Origin of the sequence: Pseudomonas sp. BN505, from assembly GCF_029873175.1 — a bacterium.
Classification (GTDB): domain Bacteria; phylum Pseudomonadota; class Gammaproteobacteria; order Pseudomonadales; family Pseudomonadaceae; genus Aquipseudomonas; species Aquipseudomonas putida.
Window position 1 is genome coordinate 41,004 of the sequence record NZ_SSOI01000071.1, and the last position, 21,440, is coordinate 62,443.

The window sequence follows — 21,440 nt, forward strand, 5'->3', positions numbered from 1 at the left end:
GTCAGTAGCAGAACTCCAGCACATTGGCCTGGCTTTTGTCGGTGGGGGCGGTACGGTTCTGCTGCAACCAGAACTGGCATTTGGGGCTGTTGAGGTTGCGCGGGTTGCCCTGGGCGGCCTCGGCGGCCTGTTGCAATTCCTGTTTGCGCAGCATGTCCTTGTAGTGCTCGAACATTTCGGCCTGGGCGTCTTGTGCCGGGGCTGGCGCCGAGGGGGCGGCAGGCCGGTACACGCTGGGGGCCACGGCCTGGGCCAGCGGCTGCACCTGCTGTGGCCACAGTTGCAGCGCCAGCCATAGGCTCGCGGCAATGGCCACGGCGCCCAGCCACAGGCCAAAGGCAACGCATACAATCAACGGCAGCGGCTTGAGGGTGATTTTCAGTTCACGGTGGCGGGCCATGGCAGCCTCCTGGCAGGGTAGGTCGGGTGCATTGTCGCATGCGCTTGGGCATTTTTCCGTGCGGGTGCTTTTGTCGGCGACAATTTATCCGCAGAATTCGCGGTTTTTGCACCAGAACGGGAGGGGCGCATGAAAGCCACCTGGGACATTTTCTGCAGTGTCGTCGACAACTACGGCGATATCGGTGTGACCTGGCGCCTGGCCCGGCAACTGGTGGCTGAGCATGGCTTGGCGGTACGCCTGTGGGTAGACGACCTGCAGGCCTTCACGCCCATGTGCCCAGGGGCGGATGCCAGCGCTGCGCAGCAGTGGCAGCACGGTGTGGATGTGCGTCAGTGGCCGGCGGCCTGGCTGCCGGTGGCACCGGCGGATGTGGTGATCGGTGCCTTCGCGTGCCAGTTGCCGGCGGCTTACGTAGATGCGATGCGTGCCCGCGCCACGCCGCCGCTGTGGCTGAACCTTGAATACCTCAGCGCCGAGGACTGGGTGGAGGGCTGCCATGGCTTGCCTTCGCCGCAGCCCAACGGCCTGCGCAAGGTGTTTTTCTTCCCCGGCTTTACCGAGAAAACCGGCGGGCTGCTGCGCGAGGGCTCGCTGCTGGCGCGGCGCGACACGTTCCAGCAATCGGCCGAGGCACGCCAGTCGTTTCTGCAGGGGCTTGGTGTAGAGCCCGAGCAGGGGGCTTTGCTGCTCTCGCTGTTTGCCTACGAAAACCCGCAATTGGCCAGTTGGCTCGACGCCTTGGCCACAGGCGCGCAACCGTGCCACCTGCTGGTGCCGCAAGGGCGCATCGTCGCGGGGCTGAGCCAGTGGCTTGGCGAGGCGCTGCTGCCAGTGGGCAGCGTGCGCCAGCGCGGGGCGCTGACCGTGCAGGTGCTGCCTTTCGTCAGCCAGCACGACTACGACCGGCTGTTGTGGAGTTGCGACTTCAACGCGGTGCGCGGCGAGGACTCGTTCTTGCGTGCGCAGTGGGCGGGGCAGCCGATGCTGTGGCACATCTATGTGCAGGACGAGAACGCCCACTGGGAAAAGCTCGAGGCGTTTCTGGCGCATTATCGGCGCGGCCTGTCAGATGAAGCCGATGCCGCCCTGCTGGGCCTGTGGCGTGCCTGGAACATGGACCGTGACATGGGCCAAGCGTGGCAGGCAGCCCGCCAGCACTGGCCAGAACTGCAACAGCATGCCCGGCTGTGGGCGGTTCGACAGGCCGCTCAGCTGGACCTTGCCACAGCGCTAGTACACTTTTACCGAAATTCGCTATGATACGCGGCCTCGATTTTTATAAATCCATCCAGATTCGGATACTTCGTAATGAAAACTGGTAAAGAGCTGAAACCCGGTACCGTCCTGCGGATCGACAACGACCCGTGGCTGGTTCAAAAAGCTGAGTTCACCAAGTCGGGCCGTAACAGCGCGATCATGAAGACCAAGCTGAAAAACCTGCTGACCGGCTACAAGACCGAAACCGTATACGGTGCGGACGACAAGCTGGACGACGTGATCCTGGATCGCAAAGAAGCGACCCTGTCGTTCATCAGCGGTGACACATACACCTTCATGGACACCACCGACTACACCATGTACGAGCTGAACGCCGAAGACATCGAGGCCGTTCTGCCGTTCATCGAAGAAGGCATGGAAGACATCTGCGAAGCTGTGTTCTTCGAAGACCGTCTGGTATCGGTAGAGCTGCCGACCACCATCGTGCGTAAGGTTGCCTACACCGAAGGTTCGGCTCGTGGCGACACTTCGGGCAAAGTCATGAAGCCTGCCAAGCTGGCAAACGGTACTGAACTCAGCGTTGCTGACTTCATCGAAATCGACGACCTGATCGAAATCGATACCCGCGAAGGCGGTTCGTACAAAGGCCGTGCCAAGAAGTAATTCTTCTTGCAATGTGCACAAAAAACCCGGCCTCGGCCGGGTTTTTTGTGCCTGCGACTTAAACCGTCACATGCAGGCGCACATCCACGTTCCCGCGGGTAGCGTTGGAATACGGACAAACTTTGTGAGCCTTTTCCACCAAGCCTTCGGCATCGGCCTGGGCCAGGCCCGGCAGGCTGATGTGCAGGTCGATGTCCAGGCCGAAACCGCCCGGGATCTGGCCAATGCCCACCTTGGCGGTGATCGAGGCATCGGCCGGCAGGGCTTTCTTCTCTTGCCCGGCTACAAATTTGAGGGCGCCGATGAAGCACGCCGAGTAACCGGCGGCGAACAGTTGCTCGGGGTTGGTGCCGTCACCGCCAGCGCCGCCCAGTTCCTTGGGGGTGCTCAGGCTGACGACCAGCTTGCCGTCGCTGGATTTGGATTTGCCGTCGCGCCCACCGGTGGAGGTAGCTTCTGCGATGTACAGCGGAGTGACCTTTTGCATCTTGAGCCTCGCTAATGTGCTGTGCGCTCCCGGTTCAAGGAGGGCGCGGGTTGGTGTGGGATTTAAATTAGCGTGCAATTAATTAGCGCGCAAGATAAATTGGCACCGCTCGTCCGAACGGCCATTGCACAGCATAGCTATCAGAGGTTTTTCTGCAGGTTCTCGCGCAGGTTCAGCAGGTCGGCTTGCAGTTGCTGCAACTGCTCCAGGCTGCGCCCGCTGGCCTTGAGGATGCACTGCGGCACTGCTTTGGCTTGTTGTTGCAGCGCGCGGCCCTTGTCGGTCAGTTGCACCATCACCACCCGTTCGTCTTCCCGGCTGCGGTTACGCTGCAGCAGGCCTTCGCTTTCCAGGCGCTTGAGCAGCGGGGTGAGCGAGCCCGGGTCGGTCAGCAGGTGCTGGCTGATTTCGCCCACGGTCAGGTCGTCGCGCTCCCACAGCACCAGCATGGCCAGGTACTGCGGGTAGGTCAGGCCCAGGGCCTGCAGCAGCGGTTTGTAGACTTTGGTCATCAGCAACGAGGTGGAGTGCAGGGCGAAACAGACCTGGTTGTCCAGCAGCAGCTCGTCACAGGAGGCTTGGGTGTCGGCGTTCATGCAGGTCCTTGAATAATCAATGGGAAATTCTGGCACGCTGATCGTTAGTGCGCACATCACTCACGCAGTTCACTGCGCAGGGCCAGGTCCCAGGGTGGAATCGGGCTGAAGCGGCTCTTGAGGAATTCGAGCAGCAAACGGCTGCGAGAGTTCGTTTCATGTTCCAGGCGTAGCGCATAAATGCCGCTGGACTCGGCTGCGGGCAGGCCGCCGTCGCAAAACAGCGGTACCAGCTCGCCCCGCAGCAGGTATTCGCTGATCAGCCAGGTGGGCAGGTGGGCAACACCTAAGCCGGCGAGGGCGCCGAACAACAGGGTTTCGGCATTGTTGGCGGCCATGCGCATGCGCGCGGGGCGGTACAGGCGGGTTTGCCCGGCCACGTTGAAGCGCCAGGCGAACGGCGGTGCCAGGCCGTCCCAGTCCAGGCCGTCATGCCCGGGCAGTTCGCTGGGGCATGTGGGCACACCGCGGCTGGCCAGGTAGGCCGGGCTGGCGCAGGCGATGCGCACCATGTAGGCCAGTGGCGTGGCGACCAGCCGGGTGTCGGCCAAGGGGCCGGCGCGCAGCACCAGGTCGACCTCGCCCAAGTGGCTGCCATGCAGGTCGACAAAGCTGTCGATCAGGCGCAGTTGCACGTCCAGGCCTGGGTAGGCCACCAGGAAGTCGGCGATGGCCGGGGCCAGGTGGCGGCGGCCGAACGCGGCGGGCGCGTCGATGCGGATCAAGCCTTCAGGGGCGTTGCTCAGCGATACCGCTTCTGCCCGGGCCAGGCGCAGCTCCTCGATGATGCGCCTGGCCCGTTCGGCAAAGGCATTGCCGGCGGGTGTGGCGCGCACCGCGTGGGTGCTGCGGGTGAACAGGCGGCTGCCGACGGCATTTTCCAGGTTATCGATGCGTCGGGCCACCGCGGACGGGGTCAGCGGATGGCGCCGGGCGGCGGCGGAAAAACTGCCGGTCTCCAGCACATCGAGGAACAGGCTCAACTGGTCGGTGAGGGTATCGGGGCTCATGGCTGCCTTGGTTTTGCGAAAAACGCACAGCCATTGTGCGCTGCTGTGCGTTTCCCCGCCAGCACCCAGCCGTTAGCATGCTCGGATTATCTGTACAGGCGAACGAGGCCCTGATGATTGAGTGGTTGTTGTATATCGTGCTGGGCGCTGCCCTGGGCACCATGGGGGGCTTGTTCGGCATTGGTGGCGGGCTGATCGCGATTCCCGCGCTGGGTGTGCTTTTTGGCCTGGACCAGCAGTTGGCGCAGGGTACGGCGTTGGTGATGGTGGTGCCGAACGTGCTGCTGGCGTTATGGCGCTATCACCAGCGCAACCGCATCGAATTGCGCCATGCCTTGCCGTTGTCGGCGTGCAGTTTCCTGTTCGCCTGGCTGGGATCGATCTGGGCCGTGGGGCTGGATGCGCACTCCATGCGCCTGGGCTTTGTCGGCTTTCTGGTGGCCTTGGCGGTGTGGAATGTGGCGCGGATGTTCATGAAAGTGTCGCCGCCCAGTGCCGAGCTGCGTCATGCCTGGCCATGGCTGGGCGTGCTGGGTAGCTTTGCCGGCACCATGGGCGGCTTGTTCGGCGTCGGCGGGGCGGTGGTGGCCACGCCGATCCTGACCAGTGTGTTCGGTACAACCCAGGTGGTGGCGCAGGGGCTTTCGCTGGCGCTGGCTGCGCCGAGTACCTTGGTGACGCTGGTGACCTATGGCGTGCACCACAGTGTTGACTGGGGCGTTGGGATTCCGCTGGCGGTGGGGGGCTTGCTCAGCATCAGCTGGGGGGTGAAGCTGGCCCATGCGTTGCCGGAGAAGGTGTTGCGGGCGATGTTCTGTGTGTTTTTGGTGGTGTGTGCGGTGATGCTGGGATTTGAGTTGTGAGATTTGGGGCCGCGTTGAGGCCCATCGCGACGCAAGGCCGCTCCCACACGGTAATTACTTGAACCCTTCGATGATGTAACCGGCCATGCAGTCGGTAATTGGCGATGGGTTCTGTGTGCTGCGTACCAGCATCACATTGGCCACCGGCAGCTGCGGCAGGCCGTCCTGTTCACCCAGTATGCGGATGTTCCCGGTAATCAGGCTTTGCAGCTGCGCCGTCACGGCCAACCCTGCCGTGACAATGGCAAAGATCGCCGCCAGGCTGGGGCTGGTATAGGCAATGCGGTAGTCGATACCTTGTGCTTCCAGGGCATTGCAGGTCCAGGCCCGGCAGAAGCAGTCGGTGTTGAACAGCGCCACCGGCATCGGTCGCTGTTCCTGTGGGCAAAAACCTTCGGCGGCGGCCCATACCAGGCGCTCCTGGCGCAGCAGTTGGCCAACCTCGTTACCTGGCTCGCGGGTGACGATGGTCAGGTCCAGGTCCTGGCGCAGCATCAGCTGCTTGGACGAATCGCAATGCACCTCTACCTGCACCAGCGGGTAGGCCTGGGCAAAGCTCGACAAGATGGTCGGCAGAAAACGCATGGCATAGTCGTCGGGGGTGCCAATGCGCACCAGCCCGACCATGTGCGGCATACGCAGGGTGTTGAACACCTCGCCATGCAGCTTCAGGATGCGTCGGGCATAGCCCAGCAGCACCTGGCCCTCGGCGGTCAGGCGTACCTGGCGGCCGTCGCGCTCGAACAGCTGGCGCTGCAGGATGTCCTCCTCCAGGCGCTTCATCTGCATGCTCACCGCCGACTGGGTGCGGTTGACCACTTCGCCGGCGCGGGTGAAACCGCCTTGCTCGGCAATGGCGACGAAGGTGCGCAAAACGTCCGCATCGAGGCTCTGGTACTGGGACATTGCATCAATCTCCGAGATGCATGGCATCAGAAACATTCGTTGGATTGATCTTAAGCCCGGCGCGAGACTGAGGCCATCCAACACGGAGGGCTTCACGATGAAAGGTCATGTCAGCAGCATCCAGCAACCTGCCTTTTCCCTGAACCACCTGTGGCATGCGGCCCTGCAACGCCCGGCGCGCTGGCTACAGCTGTACCGCCAGCGCCAGGAGCTGGCCCGCCTGAGCGATGCAACCTTGCACGACCTGGGGTTGAGTCGGGCGGATATCCAGCAAGAGGCCGAGCGGCATTTTTGGGATGATCCGCTGAGGAAGTGAGGGTGGGCCGGGGCGCCTGGCCTCTCAAGGCGTGCGCCCCAGCGTCACCGCCGTACCTGCTTCAATGTCTCGGCAATCAAAAACGCCAGCTCCAGTGACTGATCGGCATTCATCCGCGGGTCACAATGGGTGTGATACCGGTCAGACAACGCATCTTCGGTGATCGGCCGGGCGCCGCCGATGCATTCGGTGACGTTCTGCCCGGTCATCTCGATATGAATGCCGCCGGCATGGCTGCCCTCGGCCTGGTGCACCTGGAAGAACTGCTTCACCTCATCGAGGATTTGCGCAAAGTCGCGGGTCTTGTAGCCGCTGCTGGCCTTGATGGTGTTGCCGTGCATCGGGTCGGAGCTCCACAGCACCTTGCGCCCCTCGCGCTCGACGGTGCGGATCAGCCCCGGCAGGTGGTCGCCAACCTTGCTCGCGCCCATGCGCACGATCAGGTTCAGGCGCCCGGCGTCGTTGGCCGGGTTCAGCGTGTCGATCAGGCGGATCAGCTCTTCGGGGTTCATGCTGGGGCCGACCTTCACCCCGATCGGGTTGTGCACGCCACGCAAAAACTCCACGTGGGCGCCGTCGAGCTGGCGGGTGCGGTCGCCGATCCACAGCATGTGCGCCGAGCAGTCGTAGTAGTCGCCGGTCAGGCTGTCCTGGCGCACGAAGGCTTCTTCATAGTTCAGCAGCAGCGCTTCGTGGGCAGTGAAAAAGCTGGTTTCGCGCAGTTGCGGAGCGCTGTCCAGGCCGCAGGCACGCATGAATGCCAGGGTTTCGTCGATGCGGTTGGCCAGTTGGTGATACTTGTCGGCCAGCGCCGAGTTGGCGATGAAGTCCAGGTTCCACTTGTGCACCTGGTGCAGGTCGGCAAACCCGCCCTGGGCGAAGGCGCGCAGCAGGTTGAGGCTGGCAGTGGACTGGTGGTAGGCCTGCAGCAGGCGCTCCGGGTCGGGGATGCGGCTTTTCGGGTCGAAGCCGATGCCGTTGACGATGTCGCCGCGGTAGGCGGGCAGGGTGATGTCGCCAATGGTTTCATCGCCCGAGGAGCGTGGTTTGGCAAACTGCCCGGCCATGCGGCCGACCTTGACCACCGGGCAGCCGGCAGCAAAGGTCATGACGATGGCCATCTGCAATAGCACCTTAAAGGTGTCGCGGATTTTTGCTGCAGAGAACTCGGCGAAGCTCTCGGCGCAGTCGCCCCCTTGCAACAGGAAGGCGCGGCCTTCGGTAACCTCGGCAAACTGCCTGCGCAGTTCGCGCGCCTCGCCCGCAAACACCAGCGGCGGGTAGCTGGCCAGGGTCTGTTCGACCTTCAGCAGGTGCGCGGCATCGGGGTAGGTCGGTTGCTGCTGGATCGGCAATGCGCGCCAGCTGTCAGGGCTCCACGGTTGGTTCATCTCGTGCTCGGTCTTGTAGGTTATAGGCTATAGGCCATGGTAACAGTTGGCGCTGCGCTTGTTGCATCAAGGGCGTTGACGGACAATGCGCGTTTTTGCGCGGGTAGGTGGTAAGCATGACGGCGGAACGGGAAGAGCGGCTACTGGCACGGGTAGAGGACGCTTTTGGCGTCATCAGCGTGTATGAAGTAGACGACTACCGCTTTCTGGAATTCGGCGATGCCATCGAGCAGAGCTGCGTGTTCACGGCCGACCCCAGCTGGCTGGAGTACGACTACACTCGCGCCATGCTGGTGGGGGCGCTGTGCCATGAGCGGCCGGAGAGCGCGTTGTTTCTCGGCCTGGGTGCGGGCACGCTGACACAGGCGTGCATGAAGTATCTGCCGCTTGAGGACATCGAGGCCATCGAACTGCGCCCGGACGTACCGCGCCTGGCCATGGAACACCTTGGCCTGGATGACGACCCTCGGTTGTACGTGCGCATCGGTGACGCCATCGAATTGCTGCCCACGGCGGAGAAGGCCGACCTGTTGTTTGTCGACCTGTACACCGACCACGGGCCGGGCGTGGGGCACCTGGCCTGGAAGTTTCTGGAGAACTGCCAGCAGCAGTTGAACCCGGGCGGCTGGCTGGTGATCAACCAGTGGGCCACCGACGACGGCAGGCCGCTGGGCGCAGCGTTGTTGCGCGGGCTGTACCACCGGCATTACTGGGAGCTGCCGGTGAAGGAGGGCAATGTGATCTTGCTGGTGCCGGCTGACCTTGAGCAGGCGCTGGACCTGGAGGGGCTGCGGGCCCGGGCCGAGGCGCTGGCGCCGCAGCTGGGTTATAGCCTGGATGGGTTGATCAAAGAGATTCGGCCAGCTACCTGAGAGGCTGGCACGGTCCCTGTAGGAGCGGCCTTGTGCCGCGAATGGGGTGCGAAGCGCCCCCAAGAATTTCAGCTTCGCCGCATACGTTGCCGGGGCCGCTCTGCGGCCCTTTCGCGACACAAGGTCGCTCCTACAGGGAATTATCGATTCAGCGTGGATTGATTGATGGCCCGGTAATGGCCTTGCACCCTGAAAAAATTCCTCACGGCTTCCACTATTTCGGGTATAGTACGCGCCGGTCTTTTAGCGGGCCGCAAAATCAGGTGGTGCAAATCCTCCGAGTCCAGCTTCGGCTGCACGTCCGCTAGGCGGACCTTCCCACGTTTTCTTTTTCAATCGTTTTCGCAAATCCCCGCCGCCAAAGCTGCCTGGGTGACCTGACGGTCTTTCAAGGCATGTGCAGCTTTGGAGCATGGGTCTTTGCGGATGCACCTAGAGGCAGACCCATGACCCAGGAAACCGGCGGCTTCGCCGCTCTCGATCTTAATCCGAACATTGTTGCTGCTGTTGTGGCTACCGGCTACGAAGAGCCGTCCGCCATTCAGCAACAATCGATCCCGATCATCCTCGCCGGTCACGACATGATCGGCCAGGCGCAGACTGGCACCGGCAAGACCGCTGCCTTCGCCCTGCCGATCCTCAACAAGATCGATGTGAGCAAGCGCGAACCGCAAGCCCTGATCCTGGCGCCAACCCGTGAGTTGGCGCTGCAAGTTGCTACCGCTTTCGAAACCTACGCCAAGCAGATGCCGGGCGTGAACGTGGTTGCCGTATACGGTGGTGCCCCGATGGGCCCACAGCTGCGTGCAATCCGCAACGGCGCGCAAATCGTCGTGGCCACCCCAGGCCGTCTGTGCGACCACCTGCGTCGTGACGAAAAAGTCCTGTCCACCGTGCAGTACCTGGTACTGGACGAAGCCGACGAGATGCTGAAGCTGGGCTTCATGGATGACCTCGAAGTGATCTTCGACGCAATCCCGGCTACCCGTCAGACCGTACTGTTCTCCGCTACCCTGCCGTCGTCGATCCGCTCGATCGCCGAACGTCACCTGCGCGAGCCCAAGCACGTCAAGATCCAGACCAAGACCCAGACCGTTACCGCGATCGACCAGGCCCACCTGATGGTCCACGCCGACCAGAAGATCCCGGCTGTGCTGCGTCTGCTGGAAGTGGAAGAGTTCGACGCGCTGATCGCCTTCGTGCGTACCAAGCAAGCCACCCTGGACCTGGCCGCCGCGCTGGAAGCCAAAGGCTACAAGGCTGCTGCGCTGAACGGTGACATTGCCCAGAACCAGCGTGAGCGCGTGATCGACTCGCTCAAGGATGGCCGCCTGGACATCGTCGTCGCTACCGACGTCGCTGCCCGTGGTCTGGACGTACCGCGCATCACTCACGTGTTCAACGTTGATATGCCGTACGACCCGGAGTCCTACGTGCACCGTATCGGCCGTACTGGCCGTGCCGGTCGCGAAGGCCGTGCGCTGCTGCTGGTCACCCCGCGTGAGCGCCGCATGCTGCAGGTGATCGAGCGTGTGACCGGGCAGAAAGTTGCCGAAGCCCGCCTGCCGAATGCCCAGGCCGTGCTGGATGCCCGCATCAAGAAGCTGACCTCGAGCCTGGCGCCGCTGGTAGCCGAAGCAGAAGCCACCCACGGCGAGCTGTTCGACCGCCTCACCACTGACTTGGGTTGCAGCGCGCGTGCCCTGGCTTCGGCCCTGCTGCGCAAAGCCACCAATGGCCAGGCGCTGGACCTGGCTGCGGTAGAGCGTGAGCAGCCGCTGGTGCCGGGCGTTGGTGCCCCGCGTGGTGAGCGCAGTGAGCGCCCTGACCGTGGCGAGCGTCCTGACCGTGGTGACCGCGAGCGCCGTGCGCCGCTGCCGCTGGCCGAAGGCCGTGTACGCTGCCGTACCGCCCTGGGTGCTCGTGACGGTATTGCTGCCAAGAACCTGCTGGGTGCGATCCTCAACGAAGGTGGCCTGGCGCGTGACGCCATTGGCCGTATCCAGGTACGCGACAGCTTCAGCCTGGTCGAGCTGCCGGAAGATGGCCTCGAGAAGCTGCTGTCCAAGCTCAAGGACACCCGCGTGGCTGGCAAGCAGCTGAAGCTGCGCCGCTACCGCGAGGATTGATCCTGGCGCACTAAAAAAATCCCCGGCCTAGGTCGGGGATTTTTTTTGCCTGTACCGGCCCTTTCGCGGGCAAGCCCGCGAAAAGGCCCTTCAGTCGAACCGATATATATCCATCCCCAGCGCCCCCAGGGTAAACCCCTGATGCACCACCCCAAACTTGCCCCCAGCCCCCAGGGCAAAGAACAACGGCAGCAAATGCTCATCACTGGGGTGGTTACGCACTGCATACGGCGCCTGCCGGCGATAATCCAGCAATGCCGCCTGGTCATCTTCCTGCAGCCGCTCCACCACCCAATCCCTGAACGCCAGCGCCCACGGCTCGATCACATCCGGCCCTGCATGCCAGTCCAGTTCCCCAAGGTTATGGGTGATGCTGCCCGAACCAACCAGCAAGATGCCCTCGGCACGCAAGCTCGCCAACGCCTGGCCCACCTTCACCTGCAGCGCCGGCCCCATGTGGCTGGGCAGGGAAACCTGCACCACGGGAATGCTTGCGTCCGGGTACATCAGCGACAGCGGTACCCAGGCGCCGTGGTCGAAGGGTCGCTGAGCGTCCAGCCGGGCTGGCAGCCCGGCAGCCTTCAGCAACTCGCTGACCTGGCCTGCCAGGGAAGGCGCGCCCGGCGCCGGATACTGCACCGCATACAATGCTGGTGGAAAGCCGTAGAAGTCGTGCCAGGTTTCTGGCTGTGCGCTACTGGTCACCAGCAGCTCACGGCTCTCCCAGTGCGCCGACACCACTACGATTGCCTTTGGACGTGGCAGCCTGTTGGCCAGCCCGGCCAAGGCCGGCCCGCTGGCACCCGGGTGCAGGGCGAGCATGGGGGAACCATGGGAAATGAACAGGCTGGGCAGCATGACAAGGTCCTGAAGGTTAAGATGCACTCATCTTCGATCAGAAACTGATCGATATCCATCGCAAGTTTTACGCGTTTTCTATCGGTTTACTCGATAAACAAGGAGCAACCATGGAGCCAACGTTCTGGCACAAGCGGTGGGCCGATAACCAGATCGGCTTTCATCAGGGGCAGGTCAATTCGTATCTGCAGGCGCACTGGCCGTCACTCGGCCTTGAGCCTGGTAGCCGAGTGCTGGTGCCGCTGTGCGGCAAAAGCCTGGATTTGGTCTGGCTGGCCGGGCAGGGCTACCGAGTGTTGGGTGTGGAGCTGTCGCGGCGGGCGGTAGAGGATTTCTTCCGCGAGCACGGGCTTGAAGCCGAGGTGCAGCAGCGCGGGGACTTCGAAGTTTGGCGCAGTGTTGACGTGGAGCTGTGGTGTGGTGATTTCTTTGCGTTGCGTGCGCAGGATATCGGCGACTGCGTGGGGCTGTATGACCGGGCGGCGCTGATTGCGCTGCCGGCGCAAATGCGCGCGACGTACATGCAGGCGCTGACGGCTTGGCTGCCGGCGCATTGCCAGGGTTTGGTTGTGACCCTGGATTATGACCAGTCACTGCTGCCCGGGCCGCCGTTTTCAGTCGGTGACGCAGAGGTGCGGCAGGGGTTTGCAGGGTGGCAGCTGCATGAGCTGGAGGCGGTAGAAGTAATTCAGGAGAGCCCCAAGTTTGTGCAGGCCGGGGTTTCCAGCTTGCTGGAGCGGGTTTACCGGCTTGGCCGGTAATACGAAAAAGGGCGACCGAAGTCGCCCTTTCTGTATTACCCGATGGCTCAACCGCGACGGCGCAGGGCCTCGATACGGTCTTCCAGTGGCGGGTGGCTCATCAGCAGCCCGGCCAGGCCGTGCTTGAGGCCACCGTTGATGCCAAAGGCCTTCATGGTGTCGGGCATGTGCACCGGCAGGCCTTGCTCCACACGCAGGCGCTGCAGCGCGCCGATCATGGCCGAGGTGCCGGCCAGCTGTGCACCGGCTTCGTCGGCGCGGTACTCGCGGCGGCGCGAGAACCACATCACGATCATGCTGGCCAGGATGCCCAGGATCAGCTCGGCAACGATGGTCGCCACGTAGTAGGCAATGCCCTGGCCCTCTTCGTTCTTGAAGATGACCTTGTCGACGAAGTTGCCGATGATACGTGCAAAGAACATCACGAAGGTGTTCACCACGCCTTGCACCAGCGCCAGGGTGACCATGTCGCCGTTGGCTACGTGGCCGATCTCGTGGGCCAGCACTGCCCGCACTTCATCGGGCGAGAAACGCTCCAGCAGGCCCTGGGACACGGCTACCAGCGCGTCGTTGCGGTTCCAGCCGGTGGCGAAGGCGTTGGCCTCGTACGCCGGGAAGATACCCACCTCGGGCATTTTGATGCCCGCTTCACGGGACAGCTCTTCGACCGTTTGCAGCAGCCACTGCTCGTGGCGGGTGCGCGGCTGGCTGATGATCTGGGTGCCGGTGGTCATCTTCGCCATCCACTTGGAGATGAACAGCGAGACGAGGGAGCCGGCAAAGCCGAACACGGCGCAGAACACCAGCAGGCTGCTGAGGTTCAGGTCGACCCCGTTGGCGGCCATGAACCCGTTGAAACCGAACAGGCTCAAGGTAATGCTTGCAACCAGCACCACCGCAAGGTTGGTGGCCACAAACAACAGAATGCGCATCATGGTTGTTACGTTCTCCTGACGGATGAATTGTCGCTTACTGCGGGGTATATAAGGGGCCTGTCGCGTGGATTCAATCGTGCGACTATTTCAAACTGTGTACGGCGGAGTATGGCAGAGGATGGCGCGGGGGCAGTGGGATAGAGCATTGCAGGATGTAAGAAACACCCTGTGGGATTGCAAGGGGCTGCTGTGCAGCCCATTCGCAGCGCAAGGCTGCTCCTACAGGGGAACGCGTACACCTGTAGGAGCAGCCTTGTGCTGCGAAGAGGCCATCATTTACTGCGAATAAGTCCGCAGGAAATTGCCGATCCGGCCAATCGCCGCTTCCAGGTCATCCACCCGCGGCAAGGTCACCACGCGGAAGTGGTCCGGCCACGGCCAGTTGAACGCCGTACCTTGTACGATCAGCAGCTTTTCCGACAGCAGCAGGTCAAGGGCGAACTTTTCGTCGTTGAGAATCGGGCACACCTTCGGGTCGATCCGGGGGAACGCATACAGCGCACCCATCGGCTTCACACAGCTTACGCCCGGGATGTCGTTGAGCAGCTCGTAGGTACGGTTGCGTTGCTCAAGCAGGCGGCCTGGCGGCAGCACCAGGTCGTTGATGCTCTGGTAGCCGCCCAGTGCGGTCTGGATGGCATGCTGGGCCGGCACGTTCGCGCACAGGCGCATGTTGGCCAGCATGTCGATGCCTTCGATGTAGCTTAGCGCGTGGTGCTTGGGCCCGGAGATGATCAGCCAGCCGGAACGGAAGCCCGCCACCCGGTACGACTTGGACAGGCCGTTGAAGGTCAGGCACAGCAGGTCGGGGGCCAGCGAGGCGGTGCTGATGTGCACGGCTTCGTCGTACAGGATCTTGTCGTAGATCTCGTCGGAGAACACCACCAGGTTGTGCTGGCGGGCCAGCTCCAGCATGCCCAGCAGCAGCTCCCTGGAGTACACCGCGCCGGTCGGGTTGTTCGGGTTGATGATCACCAGGGCCTTGGTGTTCGGGGTGATCTTGGCCTTGATGTCTTCAAGGTCGGGGAACCAGTCGGCCTGTTCATCGCACAGGTAGTGCACCGGCTTGCCGCCAGCCAGGCTCACTGCGGCAGTCCACAGTGGGTAGTCGGGGGCCGGGATCAGCACTTCGTCGCCGTTGTTCAGCAGCGCCTGCATCGACATGACGATCAGCTCGGACACACCGTTACCCAGGTAGATGTCCTCGATAGTGACGCCTTCGATTTCCTTTTGCTGACAGTACTGCATCACGGCCTTGCGTGCGCTGAACAGGCCTTTGGAGTCGCTGTAGCCCTGGGCGGTAGGCAGGTTGCGGATCACATCCTGGAGGATTTCATCAGGCGCCTCGAAGCCAAACGGCGCCGGGTTGCCGATGTTCAGCTTGAGGATGCGGTGGCCTTCCTCTTCCAGGCGCTTGGCGTGCTTGAGCACTGGGCCGCGAATGTCGTAGCAGACATTGGCGAGCTTGTTCGATTTGCTGAACTGCATGATGGGATCCCGATATGAGAAAACGCGCTACGCCCCGCCGAAAGGTTTGAAACGGCAGGAAGCGGGTGCCAGACTGAACGCCTGGCACACGAAGCCAACTAATATACGTGCCACCCGCGCCCCGGAAAAGACGGTGCGGGGTGAAATTCAGCCTGCCGAGGTTTCCACATGAAAAAGATTGAAAAAACCCTGGATGAATGGCGGTCGATGCTCGACCCCGAGCAGTACCAGGTATGCCGCCTCAAAGGCACTGAGCGGCCGTTCAGCGGCAAGTACAACAGCGAGCGCCGCGATGGTATCTACCACTGCATCTGCTGCAGCGCGAAACTGTTCGATGCGCAGACCAAGTTCGATTCCGGCTGCGGCTGGCCAAGTTTCTACGCGCCGATCGAAGACAGCGCGATGATCGAGATCCGTGACACCTCCCACGGCATGATCCGCACCGAAGTTACCTGCGCCCGCTGCGACGCGCACCTGGGCCACGTGTTCCCCGATGGCCCGCCACCAACTGGCCTGCGCTACTGTATCAACTCGGTGTGCATCGACTTGCGCCCGCGTGACTGACCGGAGCCCGAACATGGCTGGATCGATGCTGGACATCCCCTGCGTGACCCTCGGCGGCGAGCACAAAAAGCTCGGCGACTTCCCGGGCAAGGCGTTGCTGGTGGTCAATACCGCCAGCCAGTGCGGCTTTACCCCGCAGTACAAGGGCCTGGAACAACTGTGGCAGGCCTACCACGAACGTGGCCTGGTGGTACTGGGCTTCCCGTGCAACCAGTTCGGCAAGCAGGAACCGGGCGATGCGCGGGACATTGCGCAGTTCTGCGAGCGCAACTTCGGCGTGAGCTTCCCGCTGTTTCGCAAGGTCGAGGTCAACGGCCCGGGCGCCCACCCGCTGTTCGTCGAGCTCAAGCAGCGCGCACCGGGCATTCTGGGCAGCCAGAAGATCAAGTGGAATTTCACCAAGTTTCTGGTCGACCCGGCCAGCGGCCAGGTGACGCGTTATGCCCCCACTACCAAGCCACAGGCCCTGGAAGCAGACATCGAGCGCCTGCTCAGCCGTTGAGCGGCACCCAGTGCTCGACCAGCGCCAGTAGCTCTTCGCGGCGGAACGGCTTGGCCAGGTAGTCGTTCATGCCCGCAGCCCGGCAGCGTTCGCGCTCCTCGGGCATGGCATTGGCGGTGAGCGCGACAATCGGCAGGTCGGGCCAGCGGCCGCTCTGGCGGATGCGCCGGCTGGCTTCGTAACCGTCCATCACCGGCATGTTGCAGTCCATCAGCACCAGGTCGAAGTCGTCCAGTTCCAGCAGCTCCAGGGCCTCGGCGCCCTGGGTGGCCAGTTGCACCTGGCAGCCGAGCTTGGCCAGCATGCCCTTGGCCACCAGCTGGTTCACCGGGTTGTCTTCCACCAGCAGAATCCGCGCACGCCCTGCCTCAAGGGTGATGGCCGGGCTGGCCAGCGGGTGTTCGGGGTCAAAGCCTTGCAGGGTGCGACGCAGGGTCTGGTACAGGGCGTTGCGCGCCAGCGGCCGGGCCAGTTGATGGAGCGGGGCGAGGGCGGCCGATTGCTCGCTGGGCAGGAAGTTACCGTAAGCGGTCACCAGCAGGATGGGGGTTTTCAGCGTTTGGCGCAGTTCGAACAGGCGGTCGACATCGTCGGTAATCAGCAGGTCCATCGCCGTGGCGTCCAGCGTCGCGCTGCTGTCATGCCGCTGGTAGGCCAGGCCCCAGGCGGGCAGCAGGCCCTGTAACAGTTCGTTAAGCCCGCTGCCTGCAGCGCTCAGGGCGGCTACGCGCCCGTGCAGCGGCACCGGGGCGATGGCTTCGGTGTGCTCGGCCAGCGGCAGTTCGGCGCTGAAGCAGCTGCCAAAACCCGCTTCGGAGCGAATGTGCAAATGGCCTTGCATGGCCTTGCACAGGTTGCGCGTCAGGGCCAGGCCCAGGCCCGTGCCGCCGTACTGGCGGGTGATGCCGGCGCCGGCCTGGGTGAATGGCTGGAAGATCCGCGCCTGGGCCTCTTCGGGTATGCCGATGCCGGTGTCGCGCACTTCCAGGCGCACACCGCCGACGATGCTCACCAGGCGTACATCGACACGGCCAAAGCGGGTGAACTTCAACGCGTTGGACAGCAGGTTGCTGACGATCTGCCGCACCCGCGTGGGGTCACCAAGCACGCTACTGGGGAAGTCACGGGCAATCAGGCAGGTCAGTTCCACGCTCTGTGCGGTGTTCTGCGACAGCAGGTTGGCGGTGTCTTCCACCATCGAACCCATGTCGAACGGGATACGTTCCAGCTCCAGCTGGCCCGCATCGAACTTGGACAGGTCGAGGATATCGTTCAGCAGCTCCACCAGCACCTTGCCCGAATCGTGGGCAATCGCCAGTTGCTGGCGCTGCTCGCTGGGCAGTGGGCTGTCCAGGGCCAGGGCGATCATGCCGAGCATGCCGTTGAGCGGGGTGCGGATTTCGTGGCTCATGTTGGCCAAAAAGGCAGCACGCGCCTGGGCCATGTCCAGTGCGCGGCGGCGTGCTTGTTCCAGCTCCTGGTTGGACAGGCTCAGGCTGCTGTTGCTGGCCTTCAGTTCGTTGGTGCGTGCCGAGACGATGTCTTCCAGTTCGTTCAGGTACTGGGTAAGGCGGTTTTCCGCAGTGCGCCGCTGATCGATCTCGGTGGCCATGCTGACGAACTGCTGGTTGGCGACTTTCACCAGCACGCCGATTTCGTCGTGTTCGTGGCCGTGTGGGCAGTCCAGGCGGGTTTGCCGGGGTTTGCGCGGGTCGCTGCCGCTGAGCGCGCCGATCACCGTGACCAGCGGTTTGGTCAGCATCATGTAGAACAGCGCGAGCAGGATGCCGGTGAGCACCAGGCTGCGGGCAAAACCGTTCAGCAGGGTGATGCCGGCGCGGTCGAGAAAGCGGCTGCCGAAAGCAAAGGTGTCGACGTCCAGGTACAGCGTGCCCAGGTATTCCTCCGGCATGTGCGTCAGGTACAGGCGTGCCTTGAACTGACGCTGCTCGCCGAACAGGAAGTCGCTCAGCGGCCGGTAGCGGTCCTGCAGCCTGGGCCGCTCGACATCGGCCAGCACGGTTTCGTTGTTGTCGATCAGCCGTGCACGGATGACGGCCGGCGACTGCAACAGGCCGCGGGTCAGCTCCAGCGCCAGCTCCGAGTCGATGTTGTAGGCGATGCGCGAGGCCGGGTTGTGGCTGATTTGCAGCAACGCGTTCACTTCACGGTTGATGGACGCGTCTTCGCTGGCATAATCGATGCCGATCTGGATGAGACTGAGCAATGTTCCCAGGATGAAGCCGACCAGGACTGTCAGCCGGGCTTGCTTGTATGACAGGCGATTGGTGAACTTGATATCCATGAGTCCCGAGCCGGTTTCCCGTTCCTTGCGCTGCGCAAGCATAGCCGAATAGCCCCGGCTGCTGGCGGGTCTGTCTGTTCATTTCAGTTGATCGCCAAGCGGGGGCCGCGCTGCGCCCCTTCGCGGGCATGCCCGCTCCCACAGGTACAGCGTAGCCCCTGGCTGAGCAATCCCTGTGGGAGCGGGCAAGCCCGCGAAGGGGCGCGCAGCGGCCCCAAAAAACTGAAATTGTTAGGAGTCGTCATGGACGCTCGCTTGATTGCTTTTCTGGACCGCGCCGAATCGGTACTGGCGCGCCTTGAACCCTTGTTGCCCGCACAACGCCCGAACATCGACTGGGGCACCACCCTGGCCGCCCGCTGGCAGCGCGATGGCCGCAGCGGCTACCTGCTGCCGCTGGAAGTCAGCCTGGACATCCGCCTGAGCGACCTGATCGGCGTCGACAAACAGCGCGACCAGCTGGGCCGCAACACCCACCAGTTCATCAACGGCCTGCCAGCCAACCACGCGCTGCTGTGGGGCTCGCGCGGTACCGGCAAGTCGTCGCTGGTGCGCGCCTTGCTCGCTGAACATGCCGGCGCCGGCCTGCGCCTGATCGAAATCGAACGTGATCACCTTGCCGACCTGCCACGGGTGGTCGAGCAGCTGCAGAAGCTGCCGCAACGCTTCATCCTGTTCTGTGACGACCTGTCGTTCGAAGCCGGGGAGGGCGACTACCGGGTGCTCAAGAGCGTGCTGGATGGTTCGCTTGAGCAGGCGCCGGACAACGTGCTGCTGTACGCCACCTCCAATCGCCGCCACCTGGTGCCCGAGAAGGAGAGCGACAACGAGAACTGGAAGCGCGTGGACGGCGAGCTGCACCCCAGCGAAGCGGTGGAAGACAAGATTGCCTTGTCTGACCGCTTTGGCCTGTGGCTGTCGTTCTACCCGTTTACCCAGGACCACTTCCTGAATGTTGTCGAGCACTGGATCGGCCAGCTGGCGCGCCCTGCGGGCCTGGTCTGGCAGCGTGATGAACAGCTCGACATCCTCGCCGTGCGCTGGGCCACCGGCCGCGGTAACCGTAATGGCCGTTGTGCCTATCAGTTCGCCCGCTACTGGGTCGGGCTGCAATTGCTGGAGCAAAAGTAAATGATCGACCTCAATGCCAGTGGCGCCGGCCTCGACGGCTACAACCTGCTGGCGGCGCAAGTGCAGGCGCTGTTTGCCGACGAGCGTGATTTCATCGCCAACGCCGCACAGTTTTCGGCGTTTCTGTACAACCAGGTTGACGACCTGAACTGGGCCGGGTTCTACCTTAACCGCAACGAAGAACTGGTGCTGGGCCCGTTCCAGGGCCAGGTGGCGTGCGTGCGCATTCCGTTCAGCAGGGGCGTGTGCGGGGCAGCGGCGGCAACGCGGCAGACTCAGCGGGTAGAGGACGTGCACGCGTTCCCCGGGCACATTGCCTGCGACAGTGCGTCCAACAGCGAGCTGGTGATCCCGTTGGTAAAGGAGGGCAGGCTGGTTGGTGTGCTGGACCTGGATAGCCCCAAGGTTGGACGGTTCAGCGAGGCGGACCAGGTGGGGCTGGAGCGGTTGGCGGCGATCTTCCTTGAGCTGACCGACTGCTAAGTGTTGCATCGCCTGTGCTGGCCTCTTCGCGGCTAAAGCCGCCCCCACAGGTACTGTATCGCCCTCAGGCCTGGTGTGATCCCTGTGGGAGCGGCTTTAGCCGCGAAGAGGCCAGCACAGGTTCAAGCGTCAGTCGTAGATCACCTTCTTCTTCCAGGTCTCTTCCTCGTCGGTCTTGAGCCCGTCGGTCAATTCGTTGTGCTCGTCCTCCGCCGGTGCCATGCGGTCCAGCACCTGGGCATTGGCACGGGCCAGCAACTTCTCCAGATACGTCAGCTGCTCTTCATACACCTTGGGCTCGGGCTGCTTGCGCAGGTACTGCACGCCGCGCTCGAACGCCAGGCGTGCCTGGCCAGGCTGGTTCTTCTGCAGGGCCTGCTGGCCGAGGTTGTTGAAGAACTCGATATGCAGCAATACCAGGATGTGGCGGATTTCCTTCACCCAGTGCTTGGCTTCGACTGCAGGTAAAAAGCCTTCCTGAGCCGCACGGGTTACCTGGTTGTGCATGGCCTCCAGCAAGAAGCGCACATCCTTGGCCTTGACCTCGGTGTGGATCGGGTTGGGCGGGTTGTTCACCGGTATCTTGTCGCCCAGGGCGATCAGCCCTTCCAGCTCGGCGATGCGCGCCTTGAGTTCGGCATTGTGCTTGTCCACCGCCAGCTGGCGCTGGTTAAGGTTCAGTTCCAGGCGGGTCAGCAGCAGTTTAAGGGCCGGTGTCATGAACTGGCCGGGGAAGGTCTCGGTGATTTCGCCACAGCGGCGCAGGCGGTCGGCCAGTTCGATCCTCGTCCGGACGCGTTCGATCTTGCCGTTCTCGACCACATTGTTTAGGTAGCCGATCACGATCAGCAACGCGATGCCTGCCACGATGAGCAGGGTGATCAGAAGTGGTGTCACCGTTAATGCCTCATTGAAGAAGAATTACAGCTTTGAGTGTAGTGAGTTTGCCAAGGGGCGAACAGCGGCTGTATGCCTGTGCCGGCCTCTTCGCGGCTAAAGCCGCTCCCACAGGTACTGCACAGGCCTGGGAGCGGCTTTAGCCGCAGACAGGCCTGTGCAGGATGACTTCTCTCTATATCGACAACCCGGCCCGCATCTGCACCCCAACCCACCCGGAAGTCATTGATTTAAATAAATTTCTACAAAGGGGTTGACGCCTTCCCGAACCATCCATAGAATGCGCGCCACTTGCAGCGTAAAGCACACAGCGAAACGCGGCAGGGAGTGAAAGCAGGCAGTAATGCCAGCAGCGTGTCCCCTTCGTCTAGTGGCCTAGGACACCGCCCTTTCACGGCGGTAACAGGGGTTCGAGTCCCCTAGGGGACGCCAATGCGGGAATAGCTCAGTTGGTAGAGCACGACCTTGCCAAGGTCGGGGTCGCGAGTTCGAGTCTCGTTTCCCGCTCCAGTTTCTCCGGCAACGCTTGACGGCGGGGCAGGAAAAGAAAATCCAGGGTGAATCGTAAGGTTCAAGTCTGGTGCACTGAAAAGTGTTGTGTGTCCCCTTCGTCTAGTGGCCTAGGACACCGCCCTTTCACGGCGGTAACAGGGGTTCGAGTC

At 62.8% G+C, this 21,440-nt stretch carries 22 protein-coding genes and 2 tRNA genes; 13 read left to right on the forward strand and 11 right to left on the reverse strand.

From position 1 onward, the window contains the following. Position 1 precedes the first annotated feature (1 nt). Entirely contained in the window at positions 2–400 is a 399-nt protein-coding gene (locus E8E78_RS28540; RefSeq protein ID WP_059395240.1) for a hypothetical protein, read from the reverse strand. A 129-nt stretch (positions 401–529) separates the two neighbouring features. Between E8E78_RS28540 and earP the strand changes: the two genes are divergently transcribed. Both earP and E8E78_RS28550 read left to right on the forward strand, forming a co-directional pair. After that, positions 530–1,663, forward strand: coding sequence for an elongation factor P maturation arginine rhamnosyltransferase EarP (earP, locus tag E8E78_RS28545; protein ID WP_280315256.1), 1,134 nt, complete (start codon positions 530–532; stop codon positions 1,661–1,663). 48 nt (positions 1,664–1,711) lie between these two features. Further along, on the forward strand, positions 1,712–2,284 hold the full coding sequence (locus E8E78_RS28550; RefSeq protein WP_016485440.1) for an elongation factor P: 573 nt from the start codon (positions 1,712–1,714) through the stop codon (positions 2,282–2,284). Between the two features lie 58 nt (positions 2,285–2,342). Here the strand turns inward: E8E78_RS28550 and E8E78_RS28555 are convergent, their stop codons facing one another. The 3 genes from E8E78_RS28555 to E8E78_RS28565 all read right to left on the reverse strand — a co-directional run bounded on the left by E8E78_RS28555 (position 2,343) and on the right by E8E78_RS28565 (position 4,377). Further along, positions 2,343–2,771 carry an organic hydroperoxide resistance protein gene (locus E8E78_RS28555; protein ID WP_016500939.1) on the reverse strand — a complete coding sequence of 143 codons (429 nt, stop codon included), beginning with the start codon at positions 2,769–2,771 and terminating at the stop codon, positions 2,343–2,345. Between the two features lie 140 nt (positions 2,772–2,911). Next, positions 2,912–3,367 (reverse strand): MarR family transcriptional regulator, encoded by a 456-nt coding sequence (locus E8E78_RS28560; protein WP_016500938.1) that lies wholly within the window; start codon positions 3,365–3,367, stop codon positions 2,912–2,914. Positions 3,368–3,423: 56 nt separating this feature from the next. After that, positions 3,424–4,377 carry a LysR family transcriptional regulator gene (locus E8E78_RS28565; RefSeq protein WP_049275061.1) on the reverse strand — a complete coding sequence of 318 codons (954 nt, stop codon included), beginning with the start codon at positions 4,375–4,377 and terminating at the stop codon, positions 3,424–3,426. A 113-nt stretch (positions 4,378–4,490) separates the two neighbouring features. Here E8E78_RS28565 and E8E78_RS28570 point away from each other — a divergent pair, with 113 nt between their 5' ends. Beyond that, on the forward strand, positions 4,491–5,240 hold the full coding sequence (locus E8E78_RS28570; protein ID WP_049275060.1) for a sulfite exporter TauE/SafE family protein: 750 nt from the start codon (positions 4,491–4,493) through the stop codon (positions 5,238–5,240). Between the two features lie 54 nt (positions 5,241–5,294). On the opposite strand, the gene E8E78_RS28575 is transcribed toward E8E78_RS28570, so the two are convergent. Beyond that, on the reverse strand, positions 5,295–6,146 hold the full coding sequence (locus tag E8E78_RS28575; RefSeq protein ID WP_016500935.1) for a LysR substrate-binding domain-containing protein: 852 nt from the start codon (positions 6,144–6,146) through the stop codon (positions 5,295–5,297). Between the two features lie 97 nt (positions 6,147–6,243). Here E8E78_RS28575 and E8E78_RS28580 point away from each other — a divergent pair, with 97 nt between their 5' ends. Continuing rightward, positions 6,244–6,462 carry a DUF1127 domain-containing protein gene (locus E8E78_RS28580; RefSeq protein ID WP_012271115.1) on the forward strand — a complete coding sequence of 73 codons (219 nt, stop codon included), beginning with the start codon at positions 6,244–6,246 and terminating at the stop codon, positions 6,460–6,462. 44 nt (positions 6,463–6,506) lie between these two features. Here E8E78_RS28580 and E8E78_RS28585 read toward each other — a convergent pair whose 3' ends face one another. Continuing rightward, positions 6,507–7,853: a 3-deoxy-7-phosphoheptulonate synthase class II gene (locus E8E78_RS28585; protein WP_016500934.1), complete on the reverse strand. Its 1,347-nt coding sequence runs from the start codon at positions 7,851–7,853 to the stop codon at positions 6,507–6,509. Between the two features lie 116 nt (positions 7,854–7,969). Between E8E78_RS28585 and E8E78_RS28590 the strand changes: the two genes are divergently transcribed. Together E8E78_RS28590 and E8E78_RS28595 are read left to right on the forward strand one after the other, a co-directional pair. Continuing rightward, on the forward strand, positions 7,970–8,725 hold the full coding sequence (locus E8E78_RS28590; RefSeq protein WP_280315254.1) for a spermidine synthase: 756 nt from the start codon (positions 7,970–7,972) through the stop codon (positions 8,723–8,725). Between the two features lie 446 nt (positions 8,726–9,171). Next, entirely contained in the window at positions 9,172–10,854 is a 1,683-nt protein-coding gene (locus E8E78_RS28595) for a DEAD/DEAH box helicase (RefSeq protein WP_016500932.1), read from the forward strand. Between the two features lie 90 nt (positions 10,855–10,944). On the opposite strand, the gene E8E78_RS28600 is transcribed toward E8E78_RS28595, so the two are convergent. Beyond that, positions 10,945–11,712, reverse strand: a complete 768-nt coding sequence (locus E8E78_RS28600) for a class III extradiol ring-cleavage dioxygenase (RefSeq protein ID WP_059395239.1) — start codon at positions 11,710–11,712, stop codon at positions 10,945–10,947. Between the two features lie 110 nt (positions 11,713–11,822). Between E8E78_RS28600 and E8E78_RS28605 the strand changes: the two genes are divergently transcribed. Next, complete coding sequence (locus tag E8E78_RS28605) at positions 11,823–12,473, forward strand: thiopurine S-methyltransferase (RefSeq protein ID WP_049277905.1); 651 nt, start codon at positions 11,823–11,825, stop codon at positions 12,471–12,473. A 47-nt stretch (positions 12,474–12,520) separates the two neighbouring features. Here E8E78_RS28605 and htpX read toward each other — a convergent pair whose 3' ends face one another. Continuing rightward, entirely contained in the window at positions 12,521–13,408 is an 888-nt protein-coding gene (gene htpX, locus E8E78_RS28610; protein ID WP_016500929.1) for a protease HtpX, read from the reverse strand. Between the two features lie 276 nt (positions 13,409–13,684). Continuing rightward, complete coding sequence (locus E8E78_RS28615; RefSeq protein WP_016485452.1) at positions 13,685–14,896, reverse strand: pyridoxal phosphate-dependent aminotransferase; 1,212 nt, start codon at positions 14,894–14,896, stop codon at positions 13,685–13,687. Between the two features lie 168 nt (positions 14,897–15,064). Between E8E78_RS28615 and msrB the strand changes: the two genes are divergently transcribed. Further along, positions 15,065–15,460 (forward strand): peptide-methionine (R)-S-oxide reductase MsrB, encoded by a 396-nt coding sequence (msrB, locus tag E8E78_RS28620; protein WP_016500928.1) that lies wholly within the window; start codon positions 15,065–15,067, stop codon positions 15,458–15,460. Between the two features lie 13 nt (positions 15,461–15,473). Then, positions 15,474–15,962, forward strand: a complete 489-nt coding sequence (locus tag E8E78_RS28625) for a glutathione peroxidase (protein WP_016500927.1) — start codon at positions 15,474–15,476, stop codon at positions 15,960–15,962. Here E8E78_RS28625 and E8E78_RS28630 read toward each other — a convergent pair. After that, complete coding sequence (locus E8E78_RS28630) at positions 15,952–18,309, reverse strand: response regulator (RefSeq protein ID WP_059395238.1); 2,358 nt, start codon at positions 18,307–18,309, stop codon at positions 15,952–15,954. The two genes, E8E78_RS28625 and E8E78_RS28630, sit on opposite strands and share 11 nt — an antisense overlap. A 201-nt stretch (positions 18,310–18,510) precedes the next feature. On the opposite strand from E8E78_RS28630, the gene E8E78_RS28635 reads away from it, so the two are divergent. Both E8E78_RS28635 and E8E78_RS28640 read left to right on the forward strand, forming a co-directional pair. Beyond that, a complete protein-coding gene (locus E8E78_RS28635; protein WP_059395237.1) occupies positions 18,511–19,398 on the forward strand; it encodes an ATP-binding protein in 888 nt (295 codons plus the stop codon). Next, positions 19,399–19,881, forward strand: coding sequence for a GAF domain-containing protein (locus E8E78_RS28640; RefSeq protein WP_059395236.1), 483 nt, complete (start codon positions 19,399–19,401; stop codon positions 19,879–19,881). A 129-nt stretch (positions 19,882–20,010) separates the two neighbouring features. Here the strand turns inward: E8E78_RS28640 and E8E78_RS28645 are convergent, their stop codons facing one another. After that, the gene (locus tag E8E78_RS28645) at positions 20,011–20,778 is read right to left on the reverse strand and encodes a hypothetical protein (protein WP_049277899.1); all 768 of its coding nucleotides are present in this window, start codon (positions 20,776–20,778) and stop codon (positions 20,011–20,013) included. Between the two features lie 356 nt (positions 20,779–21,134). On the opposite strand from E8E78_RS28645, the gene E8E78_RS28650 reads away from it, so the two are divergent. After that, positions 21,135–21,210: transfer RNA gene (locus E8E78_RS28650), tRNA-Glu, on the forward strand. A gap of 2 nt (positions 21,211–21,212) precedes the next feature. Continuing rightward, positions 21,213–21,288: transfer RNA gene (locus E8E78_RS28655), tRNA-Gly, on the forward strand. Positions 21,289–21,440: the final 152 nt, after the last annotated feature.